The organism is Duganella sp. LjRoot269 (assembly GCF_964254095.1).
Classification (GTDB): Bacteria; Pseudomonadota; Gammaproteobacteria; order Burkholderiales; family Burkholderiaceae_D; genus Rugamonas; species Rugamonas hordei.
Window position 1 is genome coordinate 3,919,160 of sequence record NZ_CAXUSL020000001.1, and the last position, 26,268, is coordinate 3,945,427.

At 65.9% G+C, this 26,268-nt stretch carries 22 protein-coding genes; 18 read left to right on the forward strand and 4 right to left on the reverse strand.

The window, feature by feature from the left end; all coding sequences use genetic code 11:
• Nucleotides 1-3: 3 nt before the first annotated feature.
• The 12 genes from ACSQ3S_RS17595 to ACSQ3S_RS17650 all read left to right on the forward strand — a co-directional run bounded on the left by ACSQ3S_RS17595 (nt 4) and on the right by ACSQ3S_RS17650 (nt 12,284).
• On the forward strand, nt 4-414 hold the full coding sequence (locus tag ACSQ3S_RS17595) for a hypothetical protein (protein ID WP_436143200.1): 411 nt from the start codon (nt 4-6) through the stop codon (nt 412-414).
• Nucleotides 411-2,348, forward strand: a complete 1,938-nt coding sequence (gene sctC, locus ACSQ3S_RS17600; protein WP_436143201.1) for a type III secretion system outer membrane ring subunit SctC — start codon at nt 411-413, stop codon at nt 2,346-2,348. The genes ACSQ3S_RS17595 and sctC overlap by 4 nt, the downstream gene beginning before the upstream one ends.
• Before the next feature lie 200 nt (nt 2,349-2,548).
• Complete coding sequence (locus ACSQ3S_RS17605; RefSeq protein ID WP_353399152.1) at nt 2,549-3,148, forward strand: toxin co-regulated pilus biosynthesis Q family protein; 600 nt, start codon at nt 2,549-2,551, stop codon at nt 3,146-3,148.
• A gap of 17 nt (nt 3,149-3,165) precedes the next feature.
• Entirely contained in the window at nt 3,166-4,866 is a 1,701-nt protein-coding gene (locus ACSQ3S_RS17610; protein ID WP_436143202.1) for a PilN family type IVB pilus formation outer membrane protein, read from the forward strand.
• Between the two features lie 15 nt (nt 4,867-4,881).
• Entirely contained in the window at nt 4,882-6,147 is a 1,266-nt protein-coding gene (gene pilO2, locus ACSQ3S_RS17615; protein WP_436143203.1) for a type 4b pilus protein PilO2, read from the forward strand.
• On the forward strand, nt 6,137-6,640 hold the full coding sequence (gene pilP / locus ACSQ3S_RS17620) for a type IV pilus biogenesis protein PilP (RefSeq protein WP_436143204.1): 504 nt from the start codon (nt 6,137-6,139) through the stop codon (nt 6,638-6,640). Before pilO2 ends, pilP begins: the two co-directional genes overlap by 11 nt.
• The gene (locus tag ACSQ3S_RS17625; RefSeq protein ID WP_436143205.1) at nt 6,637-8,256 is read left to right on the forward strand and encodes a GspE/PulE family protein; all 1,620 of its coding nucleotides are present in this window, start codon (nt 6,637-6,639) and stop codon (nt 8,254-8,256) included. Before pilP ends, ACSQ3S_RS17625 begins: the two co-directional genes overlap by 4 nt.
• Nucleotides 8,246-9,322 carry a type II secretion system F family protein gene (locus ACSQ3S_RS17630; RefSeq protein WP_353399138.1) on the forward strand — a complete coding sequence of 359 codons (1,077 nt, stop codon included), beginning with the start codon at nt 8,246-8,248 and terminating at the stop codon, nt 9,320-9,322. The genes ACSQ3S_RS17625 and ACSQ3S_RS17630 overlap by 11 nt, the downstream gene beginning before the upstream one ends.
• A 34-nt stretch (nt 9,323-9,356) precedes the next feature.
• On the forward strand, nt 9,357-9,908 hold the full coding sequence (locus ACSQ3S_RS17635; protein ID WP_176650732.1) for a type 4 pilus major pilin: 552 nt from the start codon (nt 9,357-9,359) through the stop codon (nt 9,906-9,908).
• A 30-nt stretch (nt 9,909-9,938) separates the two neighbouring features.
• Nucleotides 9,939-10,436, forward strand: coding sequence for a type IV pilus biogenesis protein PilM (gene pilM, locus ACSQ3S_RS17640; RefSeq protein WP_436143206.1), 498 nt, complete (start codon nt 9,939-9,941; stop codon nt 10,434-10,436).
• Nucleotides 10,433-11,842, forward strand: coding sequence for a shufflon system plasmid conjugative transfer pilus tip adhesin PilV (gene pilV / locus ACSQ3S_RS17645; RefSeq protein WP_436143207.1), 1,410 nt, complete (start codon nt 10,433-10,435; stop codon nt 11,840-11,842). Before pilM ends, pilV begins: the two co-directional genes overlap by 4 nt.
• Nucleotides 11,817-12,284, forward strand: a complete 468-nt coding sequence (locus ACSQ3S_RS17650) for a lytic transglycosylase domain-containing protein (protein ID WP_353399129.1) — start codon at nt 11,817-11,819, stop codon at nt 12,282-12,284. The genes pilV and ACSQ3S_RS17650 overlap by 26 nt, the downstream gene beginning before the upstream one ends.
• Here ACSQ3S_RS17650 and ACSQ3S_RS17655 read toward each other — a convergent pair.
• On the reverse strand, nt 12,281-12,997 hold the full coding sequence (locus tag ACSQ3S_RS17655) for a response regulator transcription factor (protein WP_176650736.1): 717 nt from the start codon (nt 12,995-12,997) through the stop codon (nt 12,281-12,283). The two genes, ACSQ3S_RS17650 and ACSQ3S_RS17655, sit on opposite strands and share 4 nt — an antisense overlap.
• Nucleotides 12,998-13,139: 142 nt before the next feature.
• On the opposite strand from ACSQ3S_RS17655, the gene ACSQ3S_RS17660 reads away from it, so the two are divergent.
• Nucleotides 13,140-14,228 (forward strand): type IV pilus twitching motility protein PilT, encoded by a 1,089-nt coding sequence (locus tag ACSQ3S_RS17660; RefSeq protein ID WP_436143208.1) that lies wholly within the window; start codon nt 13,140-13,142, stop codon nt 14,226-14,228.
• Between the two features lie 200 nt (nt 14,229-14,428).
• On the opposite strand, the gene ACSQ3S_RS17665 is transcribed toward ACSQ3S_RS17660, so the two are convergent.
• Nucleotides 14,429-15,424, reverse strand: coding sequence for a porin (locus ACSQ3S_RS17665; protein WP_436143209.1), 996 nt, complete (start codon nt 15,422-15,424; stop codon nt 14,429-14,431).
• A gap of 375 nt (nt 15,425-15,799) precedes the next feature.
• Between ACSQ3S_RS17665 and ACSQ3S_RS17670 the strand changes: the two genes are divergently transcribed.
• The 3 genes from ACSQ3S_RS17670 to ACSQ3S_RS17680 all read left to right on the forward strand — a co-directional run bounded on the left by ACSQ3S_RS17670 (nt 15,800) and on the right by ACSQ3S_RS17680 (nt 20,264).
• Nucleotides 15,800-17,938: a hypothetical protein gene (locus ACSQ3S_RS17670; RefSeq protein ID WP_436143210.1), complete on the forward strand. Its 2,139-nt coding sequence runs from the start codon at nt 15,800-15,802 to the stop codon at nt 17,936-17,938.
• A 183-nt stretch (nt 17,939-18,121) separates the two neighbouring features.
• Nucleotides 18,122-19,333: an MFS transporter gene (locus ACSQ3S_RS17675; protein ID WP_436143211.1), complete on the forward strand. Its 1,212-nt coding sequence runs from the start codon at nt 18,122-18,124 to the stop codon at nt 19,331-19,333.
• Between the two features lie 64 nt (nt 19,334-19,397).
• Nucleotides 19,398-20,264 carry a hypothetical protein gene (locus tag ACSQ3S_RS17680; RefSeq protein ID WP_436143212.1) on the forward strand — a complete coding sequence of 289 codons (867 nt, stop codon included), beginning with the start codon at nt 19,398-19,400 and terminating at the stop codon, nt 20,262-20,264.
• Between the two features lie 30 nt (nt 20,265-20,294).
• Here ACSQ3S_RS17680 and ACSQ3S_RS17685 read toward each other — a convergent pair whose 3' ends face one another.
• The gene (locus tag ACSQ3S_RS17685; RefSeq protein WP_436143213.1) at nt 20,295-20,831 is read right to left on the reverse strand and encodes a CesT family type III secretion system chaperone; all 537 of its coding nucleotides are present in this window, start codon (nt 20,829-20,831) and stop codon (nt 20,295-20,297) included.
• A 2-nt stretch (nt 20,832-20,833) separates the two neighbouring features.
• Complete coding sequence (locus tag ACSQ3S_RS17690) at nt 20,834-23,392, reverse strand: hypothetical protein (protein ID WP_436143214.1); 2,559 nt, start codon at nt 23,390-23,392, stop codon at nt 20,834-20,836.
• Nucleotides 23,393-23,758: 366 nt separating this feature from the next.
• Here ACSQ3S_RS17690 and ACSQ3S_RS17695 point away from each other — a divergent pair, with 366 nt between their 5' ends.
• Together ACSQ3S_RS17695 and ACSQ3S_RS17700 are read left to right on the forward strand one after the other, a co-directional pair.
• Complete coding sequence (locus ACSQ3S_RS17695; protein WP_436143215.1) at nt 23,759-25,141, forward strand: MFS transporter; 1,383 nt, start codon at nt 23,759-23,761, stop codon at nt 25,139-25,141.
• 95 nt (nt 25,142-25,236) lie between these two features.
• The gene (locus tag ACSQ3S_RS17700) at nt 25,237-26,214 is read left to right on the forward strand and encodes a succinylglutamate desuccinylase (protein WP_436143216.1); all 978 of its coding nucleotides are present in this window, start codon (nt 25,237-25,239) and stop codon (nt 26,212-26,214) included.
• Nucleotides 26,215-26,268 lie beyond the last annotated feature (54 nt).

Genomic DNA, 26,268 nt, shown 5'->3' on the forward strand with positions numbered 1-26,268 from the left:
GCCATGCAGAGCCAACAAATCGAGCAATGGCTGGACGCCTTGCCGCTGGACGAGCCGGTCGACGTGGACGGCGAAACGGTCCTGCTGGCGTTGCAGCCCGGCGGCGCCATACTGGGCGCGCACCTGTCCCGCGCCGCCACCGGGGTGCAGCTGGCCGATGCGATGCGCACCGGCTTCCAGAGCGCGCTGGAATTCGAGGCCGGCCTCTCGCTCGGCGACGACGGCTCGTTGATGCTGACCCAGTGGCTGCCCGGGGCGGAATCCTGGCGCGACGCCGGCGACGCGCTGGAAGGCCTGCTGAACCAGGTCGCCATGTGGCGCGCGGCGATGGCGCCGGGCGCTTCCACGCCCGCTGCCGAATCGCGGCGCGACGCCGACCGCATCCGTCAACTGTTTTCCGGAGAAACACGATGAGCCGTCACGCCTGCGTCAGGACCTGGGTCATGGCTGGTCTGCTGTTGCTGCAGCTGTTCTGGTGCGCCGCGCCGCAGGCCGCCACGCCGGCTTCGTGGAAGGACAGCGGCTTTGCGATCAACGCCGGCGCCATGACCTTGCGCAGCGTGTTCGAGGAATTCAGCCGCGCGTACGGCGTGCGCCTGTCGATGGAGATCGATGGCGACCGCCTGGTCAAGGGCGGCCGGATCAAGGCCGACAACGGCGTCGAATTCCTGAACCGGCTGGGTGGCATCCATCGCTTCCGCTGGTTCGTCTACAACGACACGCTGTATGTCACCCCGGCCGGCGCCAGCACCTCGCTGCGCATCGAGGTCGGCGAGGACGCGGTGCAGGACGCCAAATCGGCGCTGATCGGCCTCGGCCTGTTTGACGACCGTTTCGGCTGGGGCGAGTTGCCGGACGAGGGCGTGGTGATCGTCAGCGGCCCGCGCAGCTATGTCGAACTGGCGCGCGATACCCTGCTGCCCAAGGAAAAGAAGGCGCCGCGCAAAGGCCGCCAGATCATGATGTTCCGCCTTAAATATGCCAGCGCGACGGACCGCACCATCAATTCGCGCGGCAAGAGCGAGACCATCCCCGGCGTCAAGACCATCCTCAGCAACCTGCTGTTCGGCCCGCACAGCGCCGAGAAGGTGACCGATCCCAAGCGCCGCTTCGACGCCGACAGCAGCAAGCGTTCGCGCTTGCCGAAGCTGGGCAAGGGCGAGGCCGCCGACAGCGGCGGCGAGGGCCTGGCGCCATTGTTCACGGCGCCCGACAGCGCCGGCAAGAACCGCGTCATGGCCGAGGACGGCGGCGCACAGTCTACGCGCAGCCAGCAACAACAGCCGCGCGAGGAGGAAGCGCCGCCGCGCATCGAGGCCGATTCGACGCTGAACGCCATCATGATCTACGACAACATCAACAAGAAGGAAATGTATGCGGCGCTGATCGCCGAACTGGACGTGCAGCCGCAGCAGATCGAGATCGAGGCGATGATCGTCGACATCGACCGCTCCAAGCTGGCCGACATGGGCGTGGAATGGGGTGTGCGGGCCGGTGTCGTCAACGGCGTGTTTAACAGCACCACCCAGTCTTCGCAGGGCACCAGCCTGCCGCTGCCGGGCGCCACGCTGCTGATCAGCGACGCCGGCCGTTTCTATGCGCGGCTGAAGGCGATGCAGTCGACCGGCGAGGCGCGCGTGCTGGCCACGCCGACCATCCTGACGCTGGATAATGTGCCGGCGGTGCTGGACCTGAGCCGCAGCGCCTACGTGTCGCTGGTGGGCGAGCGGGTGGCCGACCTGGCCGACGTCACCGCCGGCACCATGCTGCGCGTGATTCCCCGCATCATCCATGACGGCGGGCAGACCCGCGTGCGGCTCGAAGTCGACATCGAGGACGGCACCCTGGACAGTCCCGACAGCGTGTCCGGCGCGGACGGCAAGGCCGGGAGCGTCTCCGCCGCCGTCACCCGTTCGACCATCAGCACCCAGGCCATCATCGACGCGCAGCAAACCCTGATGATAGGCGGCTACCACGCCGAATCGCTGAAGCGCGACAAGCAGAAGGTGCCGCTGCTGGGCGACCTGCCGCTGCTGGGAGGATTGTTCCGCAGCGAGACCCAGTCCGACAGCACCAAGGAACGCCTGTTCCTGATCACGCCGCGCATCTCCGGCAGCGACGGCATCGAGCACAAGGCCATGTCGGGCCGGCCCGTGGCGGCGGCAGTCAAGGAGAAGCCGGTCACCGTGCTGGAGAAGAGCGTGGCCGTCGACGCGGCGCCGCTGTTGTCGACGGCGCCGTCGACGGTGCAGTCAACGGTGCAAGATTCGGTGGTGATCGGCAGCGGCCTGCGTCTGCCGCCACGCAAGTTCAAGTGCACGCCGGCGCGCCGCGTCGGCATGTTGTAAGCGGCACGGCGCGCACGGTCATATTTTTTGAGAATGTGTCGCGCCAACTTCGTTACCATCAGTCAAGTCATCAGGTCTGCGGTGCGGCGGCGACGCCGGCACCGCCAGGAAGCGGCGTGCCTGTGGGCGGCGCCGGTTGATTCTCAATGTACGGCAGGGAAGGGAAGGTCATGTATTTCTCACGTATGTCAACAAGATCCATGCACGCAGGCGTCGGCAGGCTGACGGCCTCGCTGCTGCTGACGGTGGCGGCCGCTCATGGCGCCACTGCGATGGCCGCCGACGCCGCGCCGGCGCTGAATTATTCGCTGGGCGGCAGCTTCGCTTCCGGCCTGTTCGCCGCCGGCATCGGGCAGCAGGACGAGTGCGACGAGCCGGCGCCGCTCGACGAGGGCCTGGCCAACGCGCTGGCGGACAACCGCGACATGTTGCTGGCCAGCCTGGACACGGACAAGGCCGTCCGCAAGCCGGCACGCGCCGCAGCCAGGGCTGTCGAGCGCGCCGCTGCGCCGGCGGAACCGGTGGTGCCGGCGCCGCCGGCCGCGCCCGTGTGGGAAATCATGGTCTCCGACAAGACGCTGAACGCCGCGCTGCAGCGCTGGGCCGCCGCCGCCGGCTGGCAGCTGTTGTGGGAGCTGCCGGTCGATTACGCGGTCGAGGCCAGGACCACGGTCCCGGGCAATTTCGACGAGGCGGTCAATACCGTGGTCAAGAGCATGGAGTCGGCGGAGATACCGATGAAGGCAGTGTTCTACCAAGGTAACAAGGTGCTGCGCATCATGGTGAAAGGGAGCGAATAATGGCCTGGAAATTATCAATGCTGGCACCGACGGTCCTGCTCGTCGCCGGTTGCAGCGGCATGGCCGGCAAGCTGGACAGCGAGATCGGCACGGCCGACGAGAAGGCGCACAGCCTGGTGGCCGAAGTGGGCCGCACGGCGCCCGGCGCGGTGTTGCCGGCGGTGCCGCTGGTGACGCACGAGCAGGGCATCTGGCTGGGCAAGAATGTCATCAAGCTGGGCCAGCCGGCCTTGCCGCCGGTGTTCTATGCGCCGACCACCTTCGACCGCACGATCAGCTCGCTGAGCGAATTGGCCGAGCGCATCACGCTGCGCTCCGGCGTGCCGAGCAAGGTGACGCCGGACGCGATCGCCGTGGCCGCCAGCGCCTTCCGTTCGCGGGTCAACCTGCCCGCTGGCGGTAACGGCGGCATGCCGCCGTTGCCGGCCGGCCTGCCGGGCGACAACGCCGCGCCGCCGGCGCTGCCGCGTCCACCCACTTCCGGCCAGGCTTCGTTTGCCGACGTGCCGCACGGCGTGCGCATCACCTATGGCGACGGTCCGTTGAAAGGCCTGCTCGACACCTCGGCGGCGCGCTTTGGCGTGTCGTGGAAATTCGTCGATGGCACCATCCAGTTCTTCCATACCGAAGCGCGTAATTTCCAGATCAACGCCATCCCCGGCGATTCAACCTTTACCGCCACCGTCGCCAGCGGATCGAGTTCGTCCGGCGGCGTGTCGGGCGGCAGCGGTGGCGGCGGTGGGGGGAGCGGTGGCGGCAGCGGCGGCAGTGGCGGTGGCTCCGGCAGCGCGGTCTCGGCCAACAATTCGCAAAACATCGGCGTGGCCTCGAAACTGTCGGTCTACAGCGGCATGGAAAGCGCGATCAAGGTGATGCTGTCGCCTTACGGCAAGGTGCTGGCGTCGCCGGCCACCGGCGCCATCACCGTGGTCGACACGCCGGACACGCTCGACCGCGTGGCCGCCTACATCGAGGGTGAGAACAAGGCGCTGTCGCGGCAGATCGCGATCAACGTCACGGTGCTGTCGGTCAGCCTGTCCGATTCCGACGAGTACGGCATCAACTGGAACGCGGTGTACAACACGCTGAACCGCAAATTCCAGATCAACAATACCTTCACGCCGAGCACCGGCGCGGTCGGCTTCACCGCCAGCATCCTGGGTTCGTCGCGCTTTTCCGGCACCACGGCGATGATCAATGCGCTGTCGGAACAGGGCAAGGTGCGGCGCCAGACCACCGCCTCGGTGGTCACGCTGAACAACCAGCCGGTGCCGGTGCAGGTGGCGCGCCAGACCACCTACCTGGCGTCGTCGCAGACTTCGATCGTGGCGCAGGTCGGCACCACCACCACGCTGGTGCCGGGCGTGGTCACGGCCGGCTTCAACATGAGCATCCTGCCGCACGTGCTGACCAACGGTACCGTGATGCTGCAGTTCTCCACCGATATCTCGACCCTGCGCACCATCCGCGTGATCGAAAGCAACGGCACCAAGATCGAGTCGCCCGAACTGGACACCCGCAACTTCCTGCAGCGGGTGTCGATGAAGTCCAACGAGACGCTGATCATCAGCGGCTTCGAGCAGACAGACGACAACCTCGACTACCGCGGCGTGGGCAGCGCCAAGAATCCGCTGCTGGGCGGCGGCGCCAACGCCAAGAAGACCAAGGAGGTGATCGTGGTGCTGATCACGCCGGTGTCGATGGCGATCTCTTCCTGATCGGCGGAGACGGCCATGGCGCTCTACATCACGCAAATCGGCAAGCACAAGTTCGTTTGCGGCCTGTTCTGGCAGTCGCTGTCGCGGCCGCGCGAGCTGGCCAGGGAAGCGGCCGACCTGGGCCGCAAGATCGAAGCGGACCTGATGGTCATCCGCACCGACCATTCCACCACCCAGGCCGGCTTCGGCCACAGCAAGGAGGGCGCGCGCCGCGGCATGTATTCGCTGGCCACGGTGGTGTCCAAGACGCTGGCCCTGGAGGGCGCGTTCTACGACGGCGAGCAGCAGCAGGTGCACAACTGGCTGGGCGCGTTCGCCTTGCCGGACGGGCAGTGGGTGTACTTCGCGGTGCGCGACGCCAATTTCCTGCCCAACGGCGATTTCGCCGGCAGCCGGGAGGACGTGCTCGAACGCCTTCACAGCGACTACGCGCTGGGCGGCTGGAACGTGGTGATCGGCGATGCGGGACTGGCCAGCCACGGCTTTCACAATTTCAATCCGCGCGACATCGACAGCTTCATCCCGAAGAGAAAAGACGGCAGCGTCCGCATCCACCGCTGGTGGGCCCTGCGCCAGATCGACGGCGCCCGGACCTGGCTGCCGATGGCGGCCGCCGCCGGCGTGGCGCTGGCGGTGGCGCTGGGCGGCGTGGCTGGCTGGCGCTATTACCAGCACAAGAAGCAGGCCGAGGCGGACGAGCTGGCGTTCCAGGCCGCCCGCGCCAACCTGCTGCGCGCCAACTCGGCGGTCTCGCATCCGTGGTCGCACCAGGCGCCGCCGCGGGTGCTGGTGGCGGCCTGCCAGCGCCAGTTCACCCATCCGACCGCCGGCGGCTGGCGGCTCGACTCCTATGGCTGCACCGCCGGCGAGGCGCGCTATGTCTGGAGCCGCGCCGATTCCACCGTGGCCATGCTGCGCGAGCAGATTCCGGCCGTGGTGGTGGACATCGGCGGCGACAAGGCCACCTTCGCCAGCGCCCTGAACGGCCAGGCCGGCAGCGACGACGGGCTGCTGGAGCAGCGCCAGCTGATCGAGCCGTTGCTGACGCGCTTCCAGGCCATGGGGCTGCCGTTCCGCGTGACGCAGGTCGACGCCAGGCCGGCGCAGGCCGGCGAAGCCGTGGCGCCGCCGGCGTGGAAATCCTTTTCATTTGCGTTGAATTCCCACGGCGTCGAGCCGATGGAAATTGCGACGATACTCAACCGCCCCGGCGTGCGGGTGGACAAGATGGTCTACCGCGCGTCCGAATGGCTCATCGAGGGAACGATCTATGCCAAATAAATTCGCCATTCCGCTGCTCGCAGTGCTGGCCCTGCAGGGGCAGGCAGTCCGCGCCCAGAGCACCTCCGAGAGCCTGACCCGCATCGAGGCCGAGACCCTGGTGCTGAAGGCGCGCGAGCGCCAGCTCGATGTCCAGGCCAGCATCGTGGCCAAGCAGAACGACATCGCCAGCCGCCAGAACCAGGCCGCCATCGTGACCCAGCCCGCCGCGGTGGACGATCCCGTGGTGCGTGGCATCGAAGGCATCGGCAGCAAGCTGTTCGCCACGCTGCAGATGGGCGACGGCAGCATCATCGACGTGCAGCCGGGCGACGTGCTGGGCAACGGCATGACCATCGTCTCCATCGGCCCGCGCGAGGTGGTGGCGCGCGCCAGGGACAAGCGCAGGGTGCGGCTCGGCACCTATGGCCAGCAGCCGGTCGGTTTCAATCCCAACTATCCGGGAACGGGCCTGTCGCTGCCGGCGCCCCAGCTGCGCGGAGCGGCAAGATGACGCTGCGCCCGGTCAGGCACAACGGCCAGCCGGCGCCGCGGACCGTCGTCGACGATATCCGCGACATCGACGGGGTCGCCATCCTCAGCAACGCGGGCAACTACGAGGCCAGCGCCGAGGAAAAGAAGCTGTTATGCCTGCTGGCGGATGGCCGCCTGCTGGTGGCGGCCGGGCAGCAGCTCAATTCGCACGTGCTGTCCTATCAGGGGCGGCTGGAGCGGATGGGGTGCGCCTACACCGCGCTGTACACCAATATCGAGGTGATACGGCGCGTCAACCAGAACCTGCTGCCGGGCGGCGACCGCCACCAGGAGCATTCGATGATGCAGGTCACGGCCAAGGACCTGCTGACCAAGGCCTGCCGCGCCAGGGCGTCGGACATCCACTTGCGCGTGAAAAAAAATTGCACAGAGATTTATTTCCGCATCCATAACGACCTGGTGCCCGTCGGCGGCCAGACCCGCGAATACGGCGAGCGCCTGCTGGCGACGCTGTACGGCGCGATGACGTCGGTGTCGGACAGCTCGTACAAGCCGACCGAACGCCAGGACGCCAGCATCGCCGACCGCGACAAGCTGCCGCCCGATCTGTACGGCGTGCGCATCGCCACCGTGCCCACCAGCGACGGCAGCGTGATGGTGCTGCGCCTGCTGTACAACGATGCCGGCGACAATATCGACCTGCGCCCGCTGGGCTTCAGCGACGCCCACGCGGACATGCTGCAGCGGCTCAAGGAGCAGCCGGTCGGCATGAACATCATCAGCGGCCCGACCGGCTCCGGCAAGTCGACCACCTTGCAGCGCGTGCTGTCGGGCGAGCTGATCGAGGCCGGCGGCAAGGTGCACGTGCTGACCATCGAGGATCCGGTCGAATATCCGATCGAGGGTGCGGTGCAGACCGCCGTCACCAACGCCCACAACGAGGAGGAGCGCTCACGCCTGTTCGCGGCCGCCATTTCCAACGCCATGCGGCTCGATCCGGACACCATCATGATCGGCGAGGTGCGCGACCGCGCGTCGGCGCAGAACGCCTTGCGCGCCTCGATGACCGGCCACCAGGTGTGGACCACGGTACACGCCAACAGCGCGCTGGCCATCGTCGACCGCCTGCTCGACCTGGGCCTGCCGCTCAGCCTGATCGCCGACCACACGGTGATCACCGGCTTGATCAGCCAGCGCCTGGTGAAGACGCTGTGCCCGCACTGCAAGCTGCCGCTGGCGGCGCACCAGGACCGGCTGACGCCGGCGGCGCTGCTGCGCATCCGCCAGCGGGTGGCGGCGGACCTGGAGAACGTCCACGTCGCCGGCCCGGGCTGCGAGCATTGCGGCGGGCACGGCACCACCGGCCGCTCGGTGGTGGCCGAGATCATCATCCCCGACGACCAGTTTTTCAAGTATGTGCGGCAGGGCGAGAAAATGGAGGCGGTCAACTACTGGCTGAAGGAGCTGGGCGGGCGCACCATGCTCGACCACGCGATCGAGAAGGTCGCGGCCGGGCTGATCGACCCTCGCATGGCGGAACACGTGGTCGGCCACTTCACGCTGGGCATCACGCGCCAGCCGCCGCAGTCGCCGCAGCTGCAGTTGCAACTGGTGGAGGGCGGCCATGCGCATTGACGTCAACCGCTGGTGGGCCAGGACCCAGTTCAACGATTCCGCGCGGCTGCGCCTGTACCGCAAGATGGCCAAGATGCTGTCCAACGGCCTGCCGCTGCTGAAGATCCTGGAGGAGCTGCGCGACCGCGCCTCGCAGCAGGGGCGGCGTCCTAACGATCCGCTGGCGATGGTGCTGGACGACTGCCGCCGCATGGTGCAGAACGGCCGCCTGCTGTCGGACGGGCTGGACTGGTGGGTGCCGAAGACCGAGCAGATGATACTGATGGCCGGCGAGCAGGCCGGCCGGCTCGAGCCGACCTTGCTGTCGGTGGTGACCGTGGTCCAGGCCAACAAGAAAATCAATGGAGCCATCCTCGGCGGCATCGCCTATCCGCTGTCGATCCTGTTCCTGGTGAGCGTGTATGTGTACCTGTTCGGCACGCGGGTGATCCCGGAGTTCAGCCGCATCGTCGATCCGGCCGGCTGGCACGGCGCGGCGCGCTCGCTGTACCTGATGTCGGTGTGGGTGCAGCACTGGATGCTGCAGGCGGTGGGGGGCGTGGCGCTGCTGCTGGTGCTGCTGTTTGTCTCGCTGCCACGCTGGCGCGGCACGCTGCGGGTGCATGTCGACCGGCTGCCGCCGTACTCGATCTACCGCCTGACGGCGGGCAGCGGCTTCCTGATGGCGTTCGCGGCCCTGCAGGCGGCCGGCGTGACGGTGGAAAAGTCGCTGGCGCGGCTGTCGGCCATGGCGCAGCCTTGGCTGCGCGAGCGCCTGGACGGGGCTTTGCTGGGGGTGCGTTCCGGCCTCAACTGCGGCGAGGCGCTGCGCAATGCGGGATATGGATTTCCGTCGCCGGAGGTGATCGACGACCTCTGCGTGTACGCGAAATACAAGGGATTCGCCGAAGCCTTGCAGCTGATGGCGGATGAGTGGCTGGAGCAGGGCGTGGAAGTGATTACGCTCCGGATGAGGGTGCTGAACGGCGTGGCGATCGTCGTGCTGGCCCTGGTGATCGGCTGGCTGGTCACGGGCTTCTTTGGCATCCAGCAGGAAATCGCGGCGCTGACGCATGGCGTCCATTGAACTTTGACATCAAGCTTAATTGAGGAAATGCATCATGGCGAATCAAGACAACCTGAATCAAACAACACTGCGCGGCGCCGGCCGTCCCGCGCGTCAACGCGGCGCTTCTTTGCTGGAGGCGCTGGCCTACCTGGGCATCGCGGCGGTGGTGGTGCTGGGCGCGGTGTCGCTGCTGACGTCCGCCTTCGGCAGCGCCAAGTCGAACCAGAGCTCCGAGGAGGTGGTGGCGCTGCGCACCGCCGTGCACAAGCTGTACCTGGGGCAGACCTACCCGGCCGGCAACCTGCTGCCGACGCTGCTGACTGCCAACGCCGTGCCGGCCACGCTGACCAGGGGCGCCGCCAACGCGGTGACGAACAGCTGGGCGGGCGCCGTCACGGTGACCGGCAACACCAGCACCTTCACGGTGACCTACAACGGCGTGCCGCAGGACGTCTGCGTGGGCATGGTCAGCGGCGCCAACGGCTGGAGCCAGATCGACCAGGGCGGCAATGCCCCGATCACGACCTTCCCGGCCACGGCCGCCGCGGCGGCGGCCGTGTGCGCCAACGCGGCAGGCAACAGCGTGACCTTCACCGGCACCTGAGCCAACGACCTCGGCTGAAGGGAGACGACGATGTGGAATATCACGGTGATGCTGGTGCTGTTCTCGGTGGCGGGGTATTACACCACGCATAACCTGGAACAGCAGGACCAGAACCAGGCCAACGGCGCGCTGGCGGTGGCCGACGACATGGCGGTCTACCGTGGCGCGGTGATCGACTATTTCAGCAGCAACGACTTGCGCGACACCAGCGTGTCCCTGGCCGCGCTGAAGGCCGCGCACGCGCTGCCCGCCTGGTCGACCAGCGGGCTGGGCGGCATCGCGCCGGCCTGGGGCAACTACCGTGACGGCGCCGGCCTGATCTACATCTACGCGACCAGGCTGCCCGCCGGCGATATTTCGGCCGACATCGCCAGGCTGTCGCGGAACTCGATCCTGGCCGGCGTGTATCGCCGCGAACAGCCCAACCTGCAGTCGCCGGTGTTCGGCGACACGCATATTCCATTGACGGCACTGGCCGGCCTCGCCGTTCCCGACGGCGCCCCGGTCTGGATAGGAACCAGCCCATGACACAGCACGCACGCCACACGCCCCGTACCCCGGCCCCGCGCCAGCACGGCTTCGCCCTGCTTGAGCTGCTGGGCGCGCTGGCGGTCGGCGCCCTGGTCCTGCTCGGCCTGTCCACCGCGATGGACACCTCGCTGGCGGACCTGAAGGGCCAGCAGGCCGGCTATTACCAGTCGCAGCTGGTGGCGGGCGCCGACAAATACATCAGCGCCAACGCCGATGCGCTGCAGCTGGCCACGCCGACCGCCGCCACCATCGTGCCGGTCACGCTGGCGCAGCTGAAGGCGGGGCGCTTCGTGCCGCCGGGCTTGGCCGCCGTCAACGCCTACGGCCAGAGCCCGTGCGTGCTGGTGCGGCAATCCGATCCGGTCGGCCATCCGGGCCAGTTCGACACGCTGGTGACGACCGTCGGCGGCGACAAGATCGCCGACCGCGAGATCGCCGTGGTGGCGGCGGGCGCCGGCACCGGCGGCGGCTACATCAGCGCGGCCAGTCCGGCCATCGCCAGAGGCACCAGCTGGAGCATCGACACCACACCTTACCGGGGCACGGCCTGCGCCGGCGCCGGCGCGCTGACCGGCGGCGCGGCCGACGGCGGCCACCTGGCGTCGAACCTGTTCTACGGCGGCCCCGGCCAGCTGTCGACCGACTTCCTGTATCGCGGCGCGGTGCCCGGCCATCCCGAGCTGAACCGCATGAACACGCCGCTACGGCTGGCCAATGCGGCGCTGGTGGCGCCGGGCGCGTCCTGTCTGACGTCGGCCGGCGTGGCCGAGGCCGGCCTGGCGATCGATGCCGCCACCCGCGCGGTGCTGACCTGCGGCGCCGGCGGCACCTGGAGCCTGCCGTCGCAATGGAAGGATCCGGTGGCCGCCTACGCCGACCTGCCTACCGCCGGCAGCACGACCGGCGACGTGCGCATGGTGACCACGCTGAGCCGCGCCTTCACCTGGGACGGCGCCAAGTGGGCGGCGCTGGCGGTGGACCAGAACGGCGACCTCGACGTGCCCGGCACGGCGACCGCCGCGCAACTGGTCGCGGCCAATTCGGTGTATTCCAAGGGAACCATCCGGGCCGACGGGGACATTAATTCAGGTAACGACATCGCGGCACAACACGATGTCAACGCCAGCCACGACCTGCGCGCCACGCACAACGTCTATGCCGGACGCGATATGTTCGCCGACGGCGGCGTCAGCGGCCAGTTGTGGATGTATAGCAACCATATCTCGCTGTTCCAGCATTTCAACCCCGGCGACGCCTGCAATTTCCAGGTGTTCAACGTGGAGGACGGCGTGTATTACATCCCTTTCCCGATCGGTACCATTGTGCTGGATGCGAACTCACTTTCGATGACATGCTATGCAGACGAGACCTTCAGATATGCCAACGGCACCTACCGCCCATGACCGCGCGCGGCGACGACGGCTGCTGGCCGCCGCGCTGCTGGCCGCCTGCGCCTCCAGCGCGCAGGCGTGCTGGCAGGACATCGCCGATTCGTACGGCATCAACGCGCACCTGCTGTACGCCATCGCCAAGACGGAATCGAACCTGAATCCGGCGGCGATCAACCGCAACAAGAACGGCTCCTACGACATCGGGCTGATGCAGATTAACAGCAGCTGGCTGCCGGTGTTGAAGAAATACGGGGTGGAGGAGGGGCAGCTGAAGGATGCCTGCACCAACCTGCAGGTCGGGGCCTGGATCCTGTCGCAGAATATGCGGCGCATGGGGCCGACCTGGGAGGCGGTGGGCGCCTACAACGCCAGGAATCCGCAGTTGCGCATCAAGTACGCGCAGCGGGTGTACAAGAATATTCCGGCCGAGGCGCGCGACCAGGATGTGCGCTAGGCCTGCGCTTCCAGCGGCGCGTCGCCGGCGTCCTCGCACAGTTCGAGCCGGTAGCCCTGGCTGTAGGCGGTGCGTATCATGACCACCGGCTTGCCGTCGACCTGCAATTTCTTGCGCAGTTTATAGACGTGCTGTTCGATCGTACGGCCGGCCACTTCGCTGTCGGCGCGCCAGATCACCGTGCCGATGGTCTCGCGCGAGATGTAGACGCCGGGGGAGGAAAAGAACAGCCAGGCCATGCTGAATTCGCGCGAGGTCAGCGAAATGGGCGTGCCGAGGTAGCTGAACTTGGACGATTCCCGGTTCAGCAAAAAGCCGGAGTACTCGATCGTGCGCCGCAGGCTGGGCGGCGCGGCGCGGCGTATCAGCGCATTGATGCGCGCCGTCAGTTCCACCGTTTCGAATGGCCGTACCAGGAAGTCGTCGGCGCCGCTGTTCAGGGCCAGCGCGACCAGGTCCGCGCTGCGGATCGGCGACAGGATCAGCGTCGGCGTGTTGTCGCCGCTGCGGAAGCCCAGCCAGGAAAAAATGCTGTCGTCGTCGCGCGGCGGCAGCGCGACGTCGATCAGGATCAGGTCGAAGGTGCGGCGCGTAAGCGTCCGCAACAACGCGTTCTCGGAATCGAACTGGATCGATTCGAAGCCGGCGCGGACCAGAGTGCCGCGCACTTGCTCGTACACGGTCGGGTTGCGGATGTAGCACGCTATTTTCATGTTATCGATGTCAAACAGGATGGCGTTAGGATAGCGGTTTTTGTCGAAGACGGTTGCGCATCATATAAGAAAGTGAATATTCTTGAGCATTGGTGTATGCCGATCACGGTATACTGGCCTGACTTCATATTTAGGTGACAGCATGTCCAATCACACGGCGCGTAATCTTCAGCAGGAACTGCTGGCACTGGTGAACGCGAAACGGATTTTTTCCGATATCCACATCGAACAGGATCAGCCGATCATGGTGAAGGGCCCGCGCGGCTGGCTCGCCGTCGATGAAAATCCGGTGACGCTGGCGGAGATGACGCCGCTGCTGAGGGCCATCGACGAGGATTGGGAAGACAAGATCATCGACAAGGCGCTCGATCATCCGTATGTGCTGGAACAATGGCGTTTGCGCTGCAATATCTACCGCATGTCGCGCGGCAACCGGGTGGCGGTGTCGATCCGGCGCTTTCCGCTGGAGCCGATCGCGCTGGAGCAGACCGGCTTGCCGTCCTACGTCAAGACCATCCTGGAGGCGACCAAGGGCATCATCCTGGTGACCGGTCCGACCGGGGCCGGCAAGACCACCACCATCGCGTCCATGCTTGATTACATCAACACGACGCGTCAGGGCCATATCGTCACCATAGAAGAACCGATCGAGTATGAACTGCACCGCAAGCAGTCGATCATTTCGCAAAAAGAAGTCCCGACCGACACCGCCAGCTTTTCCAGCGGCCTGCGCGAGGCCCTGCGCCAGAAGCCGGACGTGCTGATGGTGGGGGAGATCCGCGACTTCGATACCGCCGACACGGTGCTGCACGCGGGCGAGTCGGGCCACCTGGTGCTGGCCACGCTGCATACCAGCAGCGCGGTGCGCGCGATCACCAAGCTGCTCAGCTTTTTCCCCCAGGACCAGCGCAACCAGCGCGCCGCGGCGCTGGCCGACTCGCTGGTCGGCGTGATTTTTCAAAGCCTGCTGCCCTCCGAGGACGGCAGCAGCCACGTGATGGCCAGCGAGATGGTGTTCAACAACAACCAGCAGATCGCCTCCTATATCGCCGATCCGGACAAGCTGCACATGATTGCCGACTTCATGAAGCGCAAGGAAGACAATATGTCGAGGAACCTCAACGAGATCCTGGCGCAGCTGGTACAGAAAAAAACCGTGGGCGTGCGCGATGCCCTGCGGGTGGCTTACAACCGCATGGAATTGCATGAAATGCTGAACAGCAAGCGATAGCCGGTTCAGCATGGCCCGCTCCGGGCCTTCACCGCGTAGACCCTTGGGGGGGCGGTTGGTTCTAGTCCTTGGTGGAAACGGTTCCATGGAGGAATATAAAATCTATGAAGTATCATGTCAATACCATTCGATAAATATATCTTTCCATAGTCCTGAGCCGTCGCGACAAGGGCGCCGGCTGGTGGCCGGCGCCGGAAACATCAGAAAATGTGGCGGATGCCTGCGTTGATCAGCTTGTCGGTCTTGCCCGCCGCGACGACCTTGTACAAGGCCGCCGCGTCATTGCGCAGCGCGCCGATGCTGGTGTACAGCGTGGTGCGCTTGGACAGGTCGTGGCGGTAGCCGATCGCGTACTGGTTGGCGCCGCCGTTGAGCAGCGCGTGGTCGGTCTTGCGTATCCACGAGGTGATCACGGTGCCGGCTGCGCTAACCGGAATGCGCACGCCGATCAGCGCGTCGCGCTGGTCCAGCGGCTTGCTGGTGCCCAGGATCACGCCTTTTTCTTCAGCGTAGGTGAGGAAGGCTTTCAGCAGGCCGAAGTTGTAATTGCCGCCCAGCAGAACCATGCGGGTCTCGGCGGTGTCGGTCGCGTTGCGGATATTCTGGTAGGTGGCCACCACATCCAGCGCCCCCTTGCTGTAGCCGCCCCAGCCTGCGCGCACGCGGTTGGCTGCGGCGTTGCCGGCTACCTCGCCGACCCCATACTGCAGCTCGCCTCGAAATGGTCCGGTGTTGAACGAGTAGCTCACCAGGTTGTCGCCGCGGCTGCCGTTGTAGCTGAACAGGCGCGACGAATCGCCCGCCATGCCGATCGCGAACGGATCCCAACTGGTGAGGGTGGTGTAGACCGGGTTGTTCTGCCGCCCCAGCTTGACGCTGCCCCATGCGCCGTTGACGCCGACAAACGCGAGGCGGTTGAACAAGCGCTGGGCGTCGGCCTGGGCGCCGGTGTCGCCGGTGAAACCGTTCTCCAACTGGAAGATGGCCGACAGGCCGCCACCCAAGTCCTCCACGCCCTTGAAGCCGAGCCGGCTGCCGTTGAGAATGCCGGCGTCCATGCGCGTCACAGGGGCGGTGCCGTTGTCATCCCGCACCAGGTCGAGGTCGATTACGCCGTAGACCGTAATGTTGGACTGGGTTTGTGCCATGCAGGAGCTGGCGGCGCAGACGGCCAGCATGCAGATAGTTTTTTTCATGTCGCTCTTTCAGGTTGATGTGCCCGGATTAGCCGCCGAGCTGTCGGAGAAACAGGCGCAACCGTCCCTCGCCCGTGTCGCTATCAGGTCGGGATAGAGGCGGTTTGGAGTGGCTTGGCGGCGTGACGCGCGCCGGGAAAACTGGAACATCTATGAACCGGATGAAAGCGAGTATAGGGGAGCGGTTTGCGCCACCATTGCCGATTCGGCACAGCTTGGTGCCGATTCTTGCGCGCCGACAGGGCAGTGCCGTTTGCCTGTGGAACCGGCGAGGGCGCAAATCTCACATAACCATGAAGGCGCGCCGCAGCGTGCGCCCAGCGGTAGTCCCACACTACCTACGCTCAACCCGTTTCAGAAATATGGAATAGAAAAATGGCATACATAAACACTCACGCAACAGGCAGCACCTCGGCTGCCACACCGGCGCTGGACACCAGCTTTGCCCCGCCTTCGTCCGACGCCGTGGTCAGCGCTCCCGGTACGGGCACCACCCCGCCCGCCACCAACAGCGCTTCGCGCTCGAGGCTGATGTCGCAGTTTGCGCAAAACAACGAGGCTCTGGTCAACCGCGCCGGCGAGGAAATCCTGGCGCAGAACCCGCCTGCACTGCGGACGCTCGTGCAGCAGGCCGGCCTCAAGCACGATATCGCCGTCGACACCCCGTCCGGCCGCCAGGCCGCGCTGGCCAAGCTGAAGAGCGACCCGGAGTTGGCCGCCCAGTTCAAGCAGTTGGCCGAGCTGCGCTTCACCTACACCGATACCCGCGCCAGCCTGACCAAGCTGCGCCGCGACGCCGAAGTCAAGGCCAAGGAAAACAATCAGGGCCTGAGCGGCGCCGCGCTGAACAGAGCCGTCAATGGCGTACTGCAGCAACCCGAGTTCAAGAGCCGTTTCGATGCGCTCAAGGCGAAGATCGCGCCATGGGAAAGCGGGACGAACGAGCGGGCCGATAAACTGGGCAAGAATGACGCGGAAAAAGGCCAGTATGTGAATAACGTGAACGGCTGGCTAGGCAACCTGAAGTCGCTGGAACAGCTGAACCAGCAGCGCTACGAGAAGGTCATGCACAAGATCTCGATCCTGGACATCGGCCCGGGCGACCCGTACCTGCGCAAGGAATCGCCGCCGGAATCGATCGCCCACTCCAATACGCTGCCGCGCCAGGGCCAGGAAGACCTCAACGGCATCGAAGGCAACCGCGGCGACATCAACGTATTCCATGCTGGCATGGCGATCAACGAAGCGATCGGCGAACTGATGAAGAAGGCCGCGCACGACAGCGGCATCGATCCGGAAACGACCATCGTGAAACAAGCGCTCAGCAAGTTGGCGGTGGCCCTGAAACTGCCGGTATGGCAACGCAGCCCGAACCAGTTGGCCGATGCTCTCAAGGGTTTCGAAACGCTGGTCGATGCCATCAAACACGCGGTGGATACCGGCAAGAGCAAGTTGCCCGGCGTACCGGTGGCCAACCTGCTGGAAGCAACCAGCCAGCTGGCCGAGATGCGCGGCGGCCTGGGCACCACCAATGCCATGCGCGCGCTGATCCAGTCGTTCCAGTCGGGCGGTTACTGGTTCTATCGCGCCAAGCCGAACCTGGGCCTGCCCCAGGGCGAGAGCGCCGCGCTGGTCGCCAAGATCTTCGCCAACGACCAGCTCGACGACGACGGCAAGCCGACGCGCGCGCCGCTGAAGTACAGCACCGCGATCCTTGGCGGTTCCATGCTGCCAGGCGGCGAGCTGCGCAAGCGTACCGCCGACGGCGATCGCGACGCGATGCACGTCGCCGCCGATCCGGAAAAGATTCCGCAGGAAATCGACCGCACCGGCGAGTTCCTGAAGCTGTTGAAGGAACCCGCCTATGCGCAGGCGCAGAAGGATTGGAAAGCCCTGTCGCCGGATCAGAAGAAAGACGAGGCGAAGTGGCCGGCTAGCATCAAGTTGGCGGCGGCCGAGGCGCAACGGCGCGCCGAAGACGGTTTCACCGAGAATGCCCACTACCTCGGCGTGCGCGGCAAGCATCGGGCCGGCGGCGACACCTGCTCCACCTTCCTGGTGCGCGTCAACCAGACCGCCAAGCTGCAGGAAGCGGTGATGGCGGAATTCGAAGCCTTCGCCGCGCGCAAGCGCAAGGAGACCCCGGGCATCTCGGGTGCGGACATCGCCAAGGCGTTGACCAAGGAATACGGTTTGCCCAGCGGGGAGGAAATGAATACCCCTTCGAAGATGCCGCCCAAGGTGCAGGAGATCTGCCAGCGCGCCATGGACGCAGACTTCAAGGGCCTGCTGGACAACAAGCCGGAAGGCGTGTCGCCGCAATCGGTCGAAGACAATCTGCGCAACACCGAGCTGTATGAATTCGTCGGCGTGCTGTCCATCGAGGCCGACGAGGTGCTGAATCTGGAGCAGAATTTCGACAAGAGAACCGGCCTGCCTACCAGCACCCGCTATCCGTTCGAGGCATCGGCCTCCAGCAACCCGGCGCTGCACGGCGCCACCGGTAACATCTGACACTGACACCATCAACTGAGCCGCCAGCCGGCTCGCCAACAACCCCGGGCCGAGTCCCGGGGTTTTCTTGTGTGCAAACCGTAACGGCACCTGCCGTTGCCCAATCGGCACCGGTGTCACGCTTGCCATCCATATACTTCGAACTCAGGGCAGCGAGAAGGAAAGTGGCCGAGCCGCACGCAGATGAGAACAACTACACCAAACAGTCTGCTGGGGGCAGTCCTGCCTCTGGCGTTCATCCAGATCGTGGCCTGGGGAACCGTCTATTTTTCTTTTCCGCTGTTTCTCGACCCTATACGCAACGACCTTGGCTGTTCGCGCAACCAGATCGCCGCCGGCATGACGCTGGGACTCACCGTGGCGGCGCTGATCCAGCTCCGGATCGGCCGCCTGATCGAGCGTTGGGGACCGACCACGGTCATCGGGGCCGGCTGCATGCTGGGCGCGGCGGCGATGTCGTGGCTATCGATCACCGGCGGCCTGGCCGGCTATTACCTTGGCTGGGCCGCCTTGGGCGCGACCATGGCCCTGGCTTTCTTCGAGCCGGCGTTCGCTGCGCTGCTGGAACAGGCGCCGCGCCAGTTCGAGCTGGCGGTGGCGCTGCTGGTGATGTTGTCCGGCCTGGCCGGCGCGGTGTTCCTGCCGATCACCCACTGGCTGATTGATGGATATGGATGGCGCAGTGCGATGCGGGTATTCGCCTTCTGCATCTGCGCGGCCGGCGCGCTTGCCTTGACGCTGAGCCTGTGCTGGCGCGAGGCGCGCCACCCGCCGCTCCAGGACGCGCCCAGGCTCGATGAACCCCGGGGCACGGCCGCCGCGGATCCAGGGGAACCGCGGTTCTGGGCGCTGGCGCTGGGTTTTGCCGTGAACTCCTGCGTGGTGACGGCGCTGGTCATCCATCTGTTCGGATTGCTCGTCGAGCGCGGCGTCGCCAACCGGGTGGCGCTGTACGTCACCGCGGCGATCGGTCCGGCGCAGATACTGGGCCGCCTGGCGCAGATGTTGCTGGCGCGCCGGCTCGGGCAACGCGCGGCGACGTATGCCGCGTTCACGGCACTGTTGGCGGGCCTGCTTGTGTTGCAGTGCAGCCGCGCCGACGAGGCGCTGTTGTGGTGCGCGGTGCTATGTGTCGGCGCCGGCAGCGGGATGATCACCACGTTGCGCGGCACGCTCATCGCTGTGCTGTTCCGGCGCGAGCTGTACGCGCGCGCCGCCGGCATGGTCGCCACGCCCGGTTCGCTGTTCCGGGCGGCGGCGCCGCTGGGGGCGTCGGCTGTGGTTTCCGGCATGGCCGGATACGTGGCGCTGGGCTGGATCATGGTCGGCCTGGCTGCCATTTCCTTGAGTTTGATGGTGTATTCACTACGGGCCTATCGACATGACAGAAATTGAAACTGCAGCCGCTTGCAGACCTGCTTCCCACGTAAGCTACGTCACTCCGACGATGCGTACGCTGGTGTTCAACAACCCCGCCCATCTGTATCCGGTGAACCGTTACCAGTCGCTGGTATTGGCGCACCTGGCCTGCCAGGAAGCGGTCCAGGTGGCGGCCAGCGCCGGCAAGCCGATGGCCGCGCTGTCCGCCGTCGAGATATGTTGCGGCGGCAGCCCCGCTGCGCTGGCGATGAAGGCCAGCGGCGTCGGTTTTGTCGGCGCCAGCGATATACAGGGTGTGTCGTTGCAGCAGACCAGGCTCAACGCCTCGATCAACGGGATGTCATTGGATCGCGTGGCGCTGGGCTCCGGCCTGGAGCCCTGGATCAATACCGGCCCCTGGCTCGACCTGGTGGCCTGCAATCCGCCTTGCCTGCCCGATGCGCTGGTGGACAGCCGGCTGGGGACGGCTTGGCAGACTGCGATGAAGGGCGGGAGCGGCGGTTTCGACCTGCTGTTCGAGATACTCGGCGCCCTGGACAAGGTCTTGCTGCCGCACGGGCGCTTCGTGTTCGTCGTGACGTCGATGATGGATTTCGAGCGGATTGCGCAATTTCTGCATCGCCACGTCGAACAGGCTTGGCGCGTGTGCCCGGGCACGCCGGTGGCGGCGCCGTATTGCCGCCTGGACGAAGCGGTCGTCCCCAGGCTGTTGGCCATGCGCGACGAGCGACACATCTTTGTGTGGCAAGGGGAGGACGGCTGGCTGTGGCGCCTGACCTGGGGCGTGGCGGTGGGCGCCAGCGCTGCCGCGATGGTAAGCGACCGGCCCGCGTTTGGCTTTTATCCATACGGCTTCATGCCGACGGCGCCGGACTACTTGCATGCACTGGAAATATTCGGACAGGCCATTCCCGACAATCCCTTGCCGAAAGTGGCGCCGCGCTAGGCGTTCGCGCGGCGCCGCCTGGCCGCTTGGTTAGTCAGCGTTGGCAAAACGCAGCAATTGTCGGCGGGCGCCTTCGGATTTGTGAGCGGCCGGTTTGCCGTCACCCTTCAGAAAACATCCGCCGTCGCGCCATTCCTTCGCTTGGCCGGCATGATCCTTCATCTTGTTGAGCAGATCCAGGGCGGCCATGCCCGCCAACGGCAAACGGCGGGATAGCAGCACATGCCCATTCTCATGGTTCATCGACATCACCGGCAGCTCTTCCCCCTGCAACGACAGGTTGAGTTCCAGAAGCCGCTGCATGGCCGCCTGGCGCTGGTGGCGTGGCAGCGGGCCGAAATCGCAGAAGACCGCGGCCATGCCATCCTGACTCTTGCCGCCGTCCGCTTTTGGCGGGGCGGCCGGTGCCGTTGCACTTTTTTTGCTGGTGGAGGCTTGCGCCTCCACCAGCGAAAAGAACACCTTGTCGATTTCCAGATCCACCCGCTCGTAGAGGGAGGGCTGGACAGGCATGTCGACCAGCTTGCAGAGATCGTCGACCAGTTTCTTGTATTGCTCGCTTGCCATTGCTAATCTTTCCGGATCTCGGCCACGTCGCTGTCCGCGAGGGCGGCATCCTCGTCGCCAGTCCGCATCTCCTCGCCCACCTGCTTCAGCAGAGGCATCGCTGTCTTCAATGTGCGCTCCATTGCCATGTTGGACTCGTCCTGGTTGGTCGGGGAGCGTTGGGCGTCAATCTCGTCCAGCTGCGCAAGCACACCCTCCATCCGTTTGACGATGGAGGGTGTGCTGATGCTGATGACGCCGGTTTCGATCAGCAGGACCAGGTTACGCAGCGAGCGGCTGATGGTAAACAGCGCATCGTTGGAGCCGCGCGCGCGCAGCAGGTCGCGCGTAATCAGCTTGAAATTCTGCGCCACGCGCTCCGACACCTGGCCTGCCGACGATTGCAGGACATGCGCGCCCAACTTGACGCTGCAAGCGAGCGCGATCATCGATACCGCCGCGATGTTGAGCAGATGCAGGCACGCCATGATGTCGGTGCCGATCGAGCGGTGTGCCGGGGTTTCATGGTAGTGGTGATCCTTGTTCTTGCTGATCTCCGTGATCAGGGTCAGCAGGGATCCCACCAGCACCGCGCCGCCGGGATTTGCGATCACCGCCTGGTAAGTGCGCACGACGCCGGCGATGATCGCCGAACCGTACTCCGCGTAATCATTGGCTCGACGGTCGCCGTCCAGCATGAACCCCATCAGGAAGGCGGGGGAGTTGTTGAAGCTCTCCTTGAGTTCGGGATCCATCAGCGCGGCCGCCGCCTGGGCGTGGCCGCTGCGGTGGGAGATCTCGTCAAACTTCAGTTCCTGGGTGTATAGCTGGTCGATGACGGTGTCTTCGTACTGCTGGTGCAGCTTGTGGTATTTCGTGGCATTGTCGCCGGTCAGCGCGTCCACTCGCGGTTGGATCAGCGCATGCAGGGTGTCGAAGCTGGCTTGCTCGTCGGGGGTCAAGGGACTACGCAGCTGGCTCCACTGCGTCAGCTTGTGGTGCTCCCAGCAGTCGTCGGGGTCCATGCCGATATGTTTGGCCAGCGCGTCGGACATCTCGCGCTCGCGAGGCGCATCCAGATCGTCGCGGGCGCTCATCATCTGCCCGCGCAGGCTCGCGACCTCGTCGGACTCCTTGCCGACCAGCGCTGCCTGGTATCGGGATTCAAGGGCGTTCCAGCGTCCTGCCAATTCCTGGCGCAGCTCCAGCTCGCGATGCTGGCCCCATTGCTCCTCGGTCACATGGAGCAGCGTCGCCGCGGCCTTTGGAATGTGCTTGCTCGACTGTTCCTTGAGGATGCCCAGAAATTGCTGCTGGCCGATCTGTTCATAGGTGCGCCAGGCGGTGCGCAGGAACTCCTCTCCCTTGTCGGGCGTCGACTTGGCGATGTTCAGCCGCATCTGGCCGTACTGCTCGCGGACCTGGTCGCCCCGCGCTAAAACGGGCTGGAGCCCCGCCTGGGCCAGGGTCGTGCCGGTCACGAACCAGCCGCTGATCGGCTGCTTGGACTCGAATGCCGACCAGGTGGCCGCCATGTTGGCATACATGCGGGTGGCCTGCAGCCAGCACTGGCTTTGCAGGCCGCCGCTGTCCCATACCTTGCCGAACAGGCTGGCGCACTGGTAGTCGAGCATGCCGTCGCGCAGGGCCGTTTCCGCGGTCCGATAGGCCGTATCGGCCTGTGTCCGCAGCGCCGCATCGTCCGGGTTTTCGGCCGAACGGCGGTACAGCTCCTGCAGGTGTGCCGGCTGGTATTCCGCGACGCTCATCAGCGCATCGAGTTTCTTTGCGGCCTGTTGCGGAGTGGCTACGTCCTCCAGCGACATCTCCTTCATCGCCGTCGCGATATTGGGGGCGCCATGCCTGAACTGCAGATCCTTGGCGGGGGTGACGTGGAGCAGGAAATCGGCATCTCGTTCCATGCCCAGGATGCCGGCGGCCAGCGTGCCCGCGAAATTGATGGAGGCGGCGGCAATGCCGCCGGGCTCGCCACTCCAGTGCTTGATCAGGTACGGCATGAGTACCGGGAATACCAGATTGATGGCGCGCCCCTTGATCGAACGCATGCCATAGAGAACGCCGCCTTGTTTCCAGGATTCTTCCAGCTTGCCCCGCAGGGCATCGATATCCGCGCCCGGGGCGGCATACAGCTGCAGCATGGCGTCGATCGCCTTGTCGAAGTCGGCGTCCGTCATGGAGCGCATCGCCACGTCGCGCGCCGCATAGAATTGTTGCAGCTGTTGCGGATCGAAGTCGCGACGGACATGTTCGCGCAGCTTGCGCTGCGATTGCACCAACTGATTCTTGGCGTCCAGCTGCGTCAGCTGGAAGTCCGGAATGCGTCCGGTCGCGTCGCTCTGATGGAGCCTGACGTGTGAGAATACGCTGGCCCGGCTCATCTCCTGTCCGTGCGCCTGGGCGAGCGGCGATGCTTGCGCATCCTGCCGCGTGACCGGCAGGATCGATGCGGTGGATGGACGTACTCCTTTAACGCCGGTACTCGGCCCGGGTTCGGAGGTGGAATATGTGTTCAGTTCCATAGGTTTGGTGCGATCTAGTGAGTTGTTACCGGCGTATGCCATGGTGTTGGTTCCTGTGCTTGCACGGGCCTGGTCGGCCCGATGCGTTGGTGGGTAAGGGTGCGCGGCGTCGCAGTGGCAGCCGACGTTGGGCGCGGAAAGCGCGAATTTCCGGCCTCGCCCGGATCGGGCGTACGCTGCCGAGAAATCAGCCATATCGATGTTGATAGGTGTAGGGCGGGGAGGTCGCGGTTCCATTGGCCGGAGGGCTGTCGCCGCATTCCGCAGGAGTGCGTGCCGAAACGGCAAGGGCGCCGGCGGCGCCGCCAGTACACTGACTCTGCCCGTGATGGAATAGTTCCGTCGTTGTCCTGCCGACGCCCGTGCCGTCACATGACAACAAAAAAATACCAGATTAGGAGACCTACAATGGACAAACCGCAACACCATACCGAGGCGCAGCATCTGCGGCCTATCTCGCTCAACGCGGCGCCGCCGCGCTCGCCGTGGCGCGAGATCTGCGCCGCCAGCATCGGCAACGCACTGGAATTCTACGACCTGCTGATCTACGGTTATTTCGCCATCGTCATCGGCAAGCTGTTCTTCCCCGCCGCGGACGAGGCCACCTCGCTGCTGCTGAGCGTTGCCTCGTTCGGCATCTCCTTTGTCACGCGGCCGTTGGGCGCCATCGTGCTGGGCAGCTATGCCGACCGCGCCGGCCGCAAGGCTTCGCTGACGGCCTCGATCGGGCTGATGATGCTGGGCACGGCGATGATCGTGGTCGCCCCCACCTACGCCCAGATCGGCATTGCCGCACCGGTGATCATCGTCGTCGCGCGCATGCTGCAGGGATTTTCCACCGGCGGCGAGTTTGGCGCCGCCACCGCCTTCATGATCGAGCACGCGGACGAGCGCCGGCGCGGCTTCTTTGCCAGCTGGCAGATGTCGACCCAGGGCCTGGCCACCGTGCTGGCGGCCGGCGTCAGCGCGCTGCTGAGCGCCACGCTGACCGACGCCCAGGTGAGCGCGTGGGGCTGGCGCCTGGCGTTCGGCATCGGCCTGGCGATCGGCCCGGTCGGCCTGTACATCCGCCGCCACATCGACGAGACGGCCGAGTTCAAGCGCGTGGTCAAGGAGCGGCGCGAGCGCTCGCCGCTGCGCGAGGTGTTCGTCCACAACTGGCGCAACATGCTGCTGGGCGGCGGCGTGTTCGCCGCGGCCACCGCGTTCAACTACGTGCACAAGGTGTACATGCCGACCTACGCGATCAAGCAGCTGCAGATGCCGGCCAGCACCTCGTTCCTGGGCGCGGTGATCACCGGCGCGGTGCTGATGGTGGTCGCGCCCGTGGTCGGCAACTTGTCCGACCGGCTGGGCCGGTTGCGCGTGATGAAGGCGGCGCTGCTGCTGATCGGCCTCACCAGCTACCCGCTGTTCTACATCCTGTCGACGTGGCCGACCTTGACCACCTTGCTGATGGTGCAAGGCCTGGTCGGCCTGCTGCTGGCTGCCTGCCTCGGACCGATTCCGGCGCTGCTGGCCGACATCTTCCCGACCAGCACCCGCGGTACGGGACTGGCGCTGAGCTACAACGTCACGGCCACGCTGTTCGGCGGCTTCGCGCCGCTGATCGTGAGCGTGCTGATCGACTATTTCCACACCAAGACCGCACCCAGCTTCTACGTCATGGGCACCACGTTGCTGAGCCTGTTCGCGCTGACGCTGCTGGCCCGGCGCCCGGTCAAGCAAGCGGAGCAGCCGGCCCAGTCCGAGCTGCAGCATCAGGCGGGCCAGGCCGCGATCAAGGGCTGACCCGGCTCGGCCGGGAACCACTGCGGCCAACCATCCTTACCACCATTATCGTAACCAGGCGGCGCCCGGAGGCGCCGCGCAGACGGAGTATTTGCATGAACATCATGAAGCACGGCCGCGCACCGTTGGCGGCCTATCCAATCGAAGTTGAGTTTCCCGACATCCGCCGCTGGCAGCACGGCGGCGCCATCGACTATGTCCACAGTGCCGACAGCGGCCGGCCCGGTCCGCACGTGATGCTGCTGGCGCTGGTCCATGGCAACGAGGTCAGCGGCGCCATCGCGCTCGACCGCCTGTTGGCGGCGCGCCTGCGGCCCGTGGCCGGACGGCTTACCCTGGGCTTTGCCAACGTCGCCGCCTACCACACCTTCGATCCGCACCGGCCCGACGCCAATCGCTATATCGACGAGGACATGAACCGGGTGTGGAGCACCGACGTGCTCGACGGCCCGCGCGACAGCGTCGAGTTGCGCCGCGCGCGCGCGCTGCGGCCGCTGATCGACAGCGTCGACCTGCTGCTCGACATCCATTCGATGCACGAAGAGGCGCCGCCGCTGATGATGTGCGGCCCGCTGGCCAAAGGCGCGGCGCTGGCGGCGGCGCTGGGCACGCCGGACTACGCGGTGATGGACGCCGGCCACGCCAACGGCAGGCGGCTGCGCGACTATGGCCGCTTCGGCGATCCGGCGCAGCCGGCCAACGCCTTGCTGATCGAAACGGGCCAGCATTTCTCGGCCCGCAGCGGCCAGGTGGCGCTCGACACCGCGTGCCGCTTCCTGGTGCACAGCGGCGTGGTGGAGCGCGCGCAGGTGGCGAGCTGGCTCAGTCCGGACGAGCCGCGGACGCAGCAGATCATCGAGATCACCCACCAGCTGGTGGCGCGCAGCCACAACTTCGCCTTTGCCGAGGACTACACCGGCATGGAGGTGATCGAGCATGCCGGCACCGTCATCGCGCACGACGACGGCGAACCCTTCGTGACGCCCTATGACGGCTGCGTGATCGTGCAGCCGTCGCTGCGCCAGCTGGCGCCCGGCATTACGGTGGCCCGGCTGGGACGGCTGCGCGACTGAGCCCGGCTCTTTTGATGCGATGGCGGTGGAACCGCGCGGCGCCGGCCGCTACTC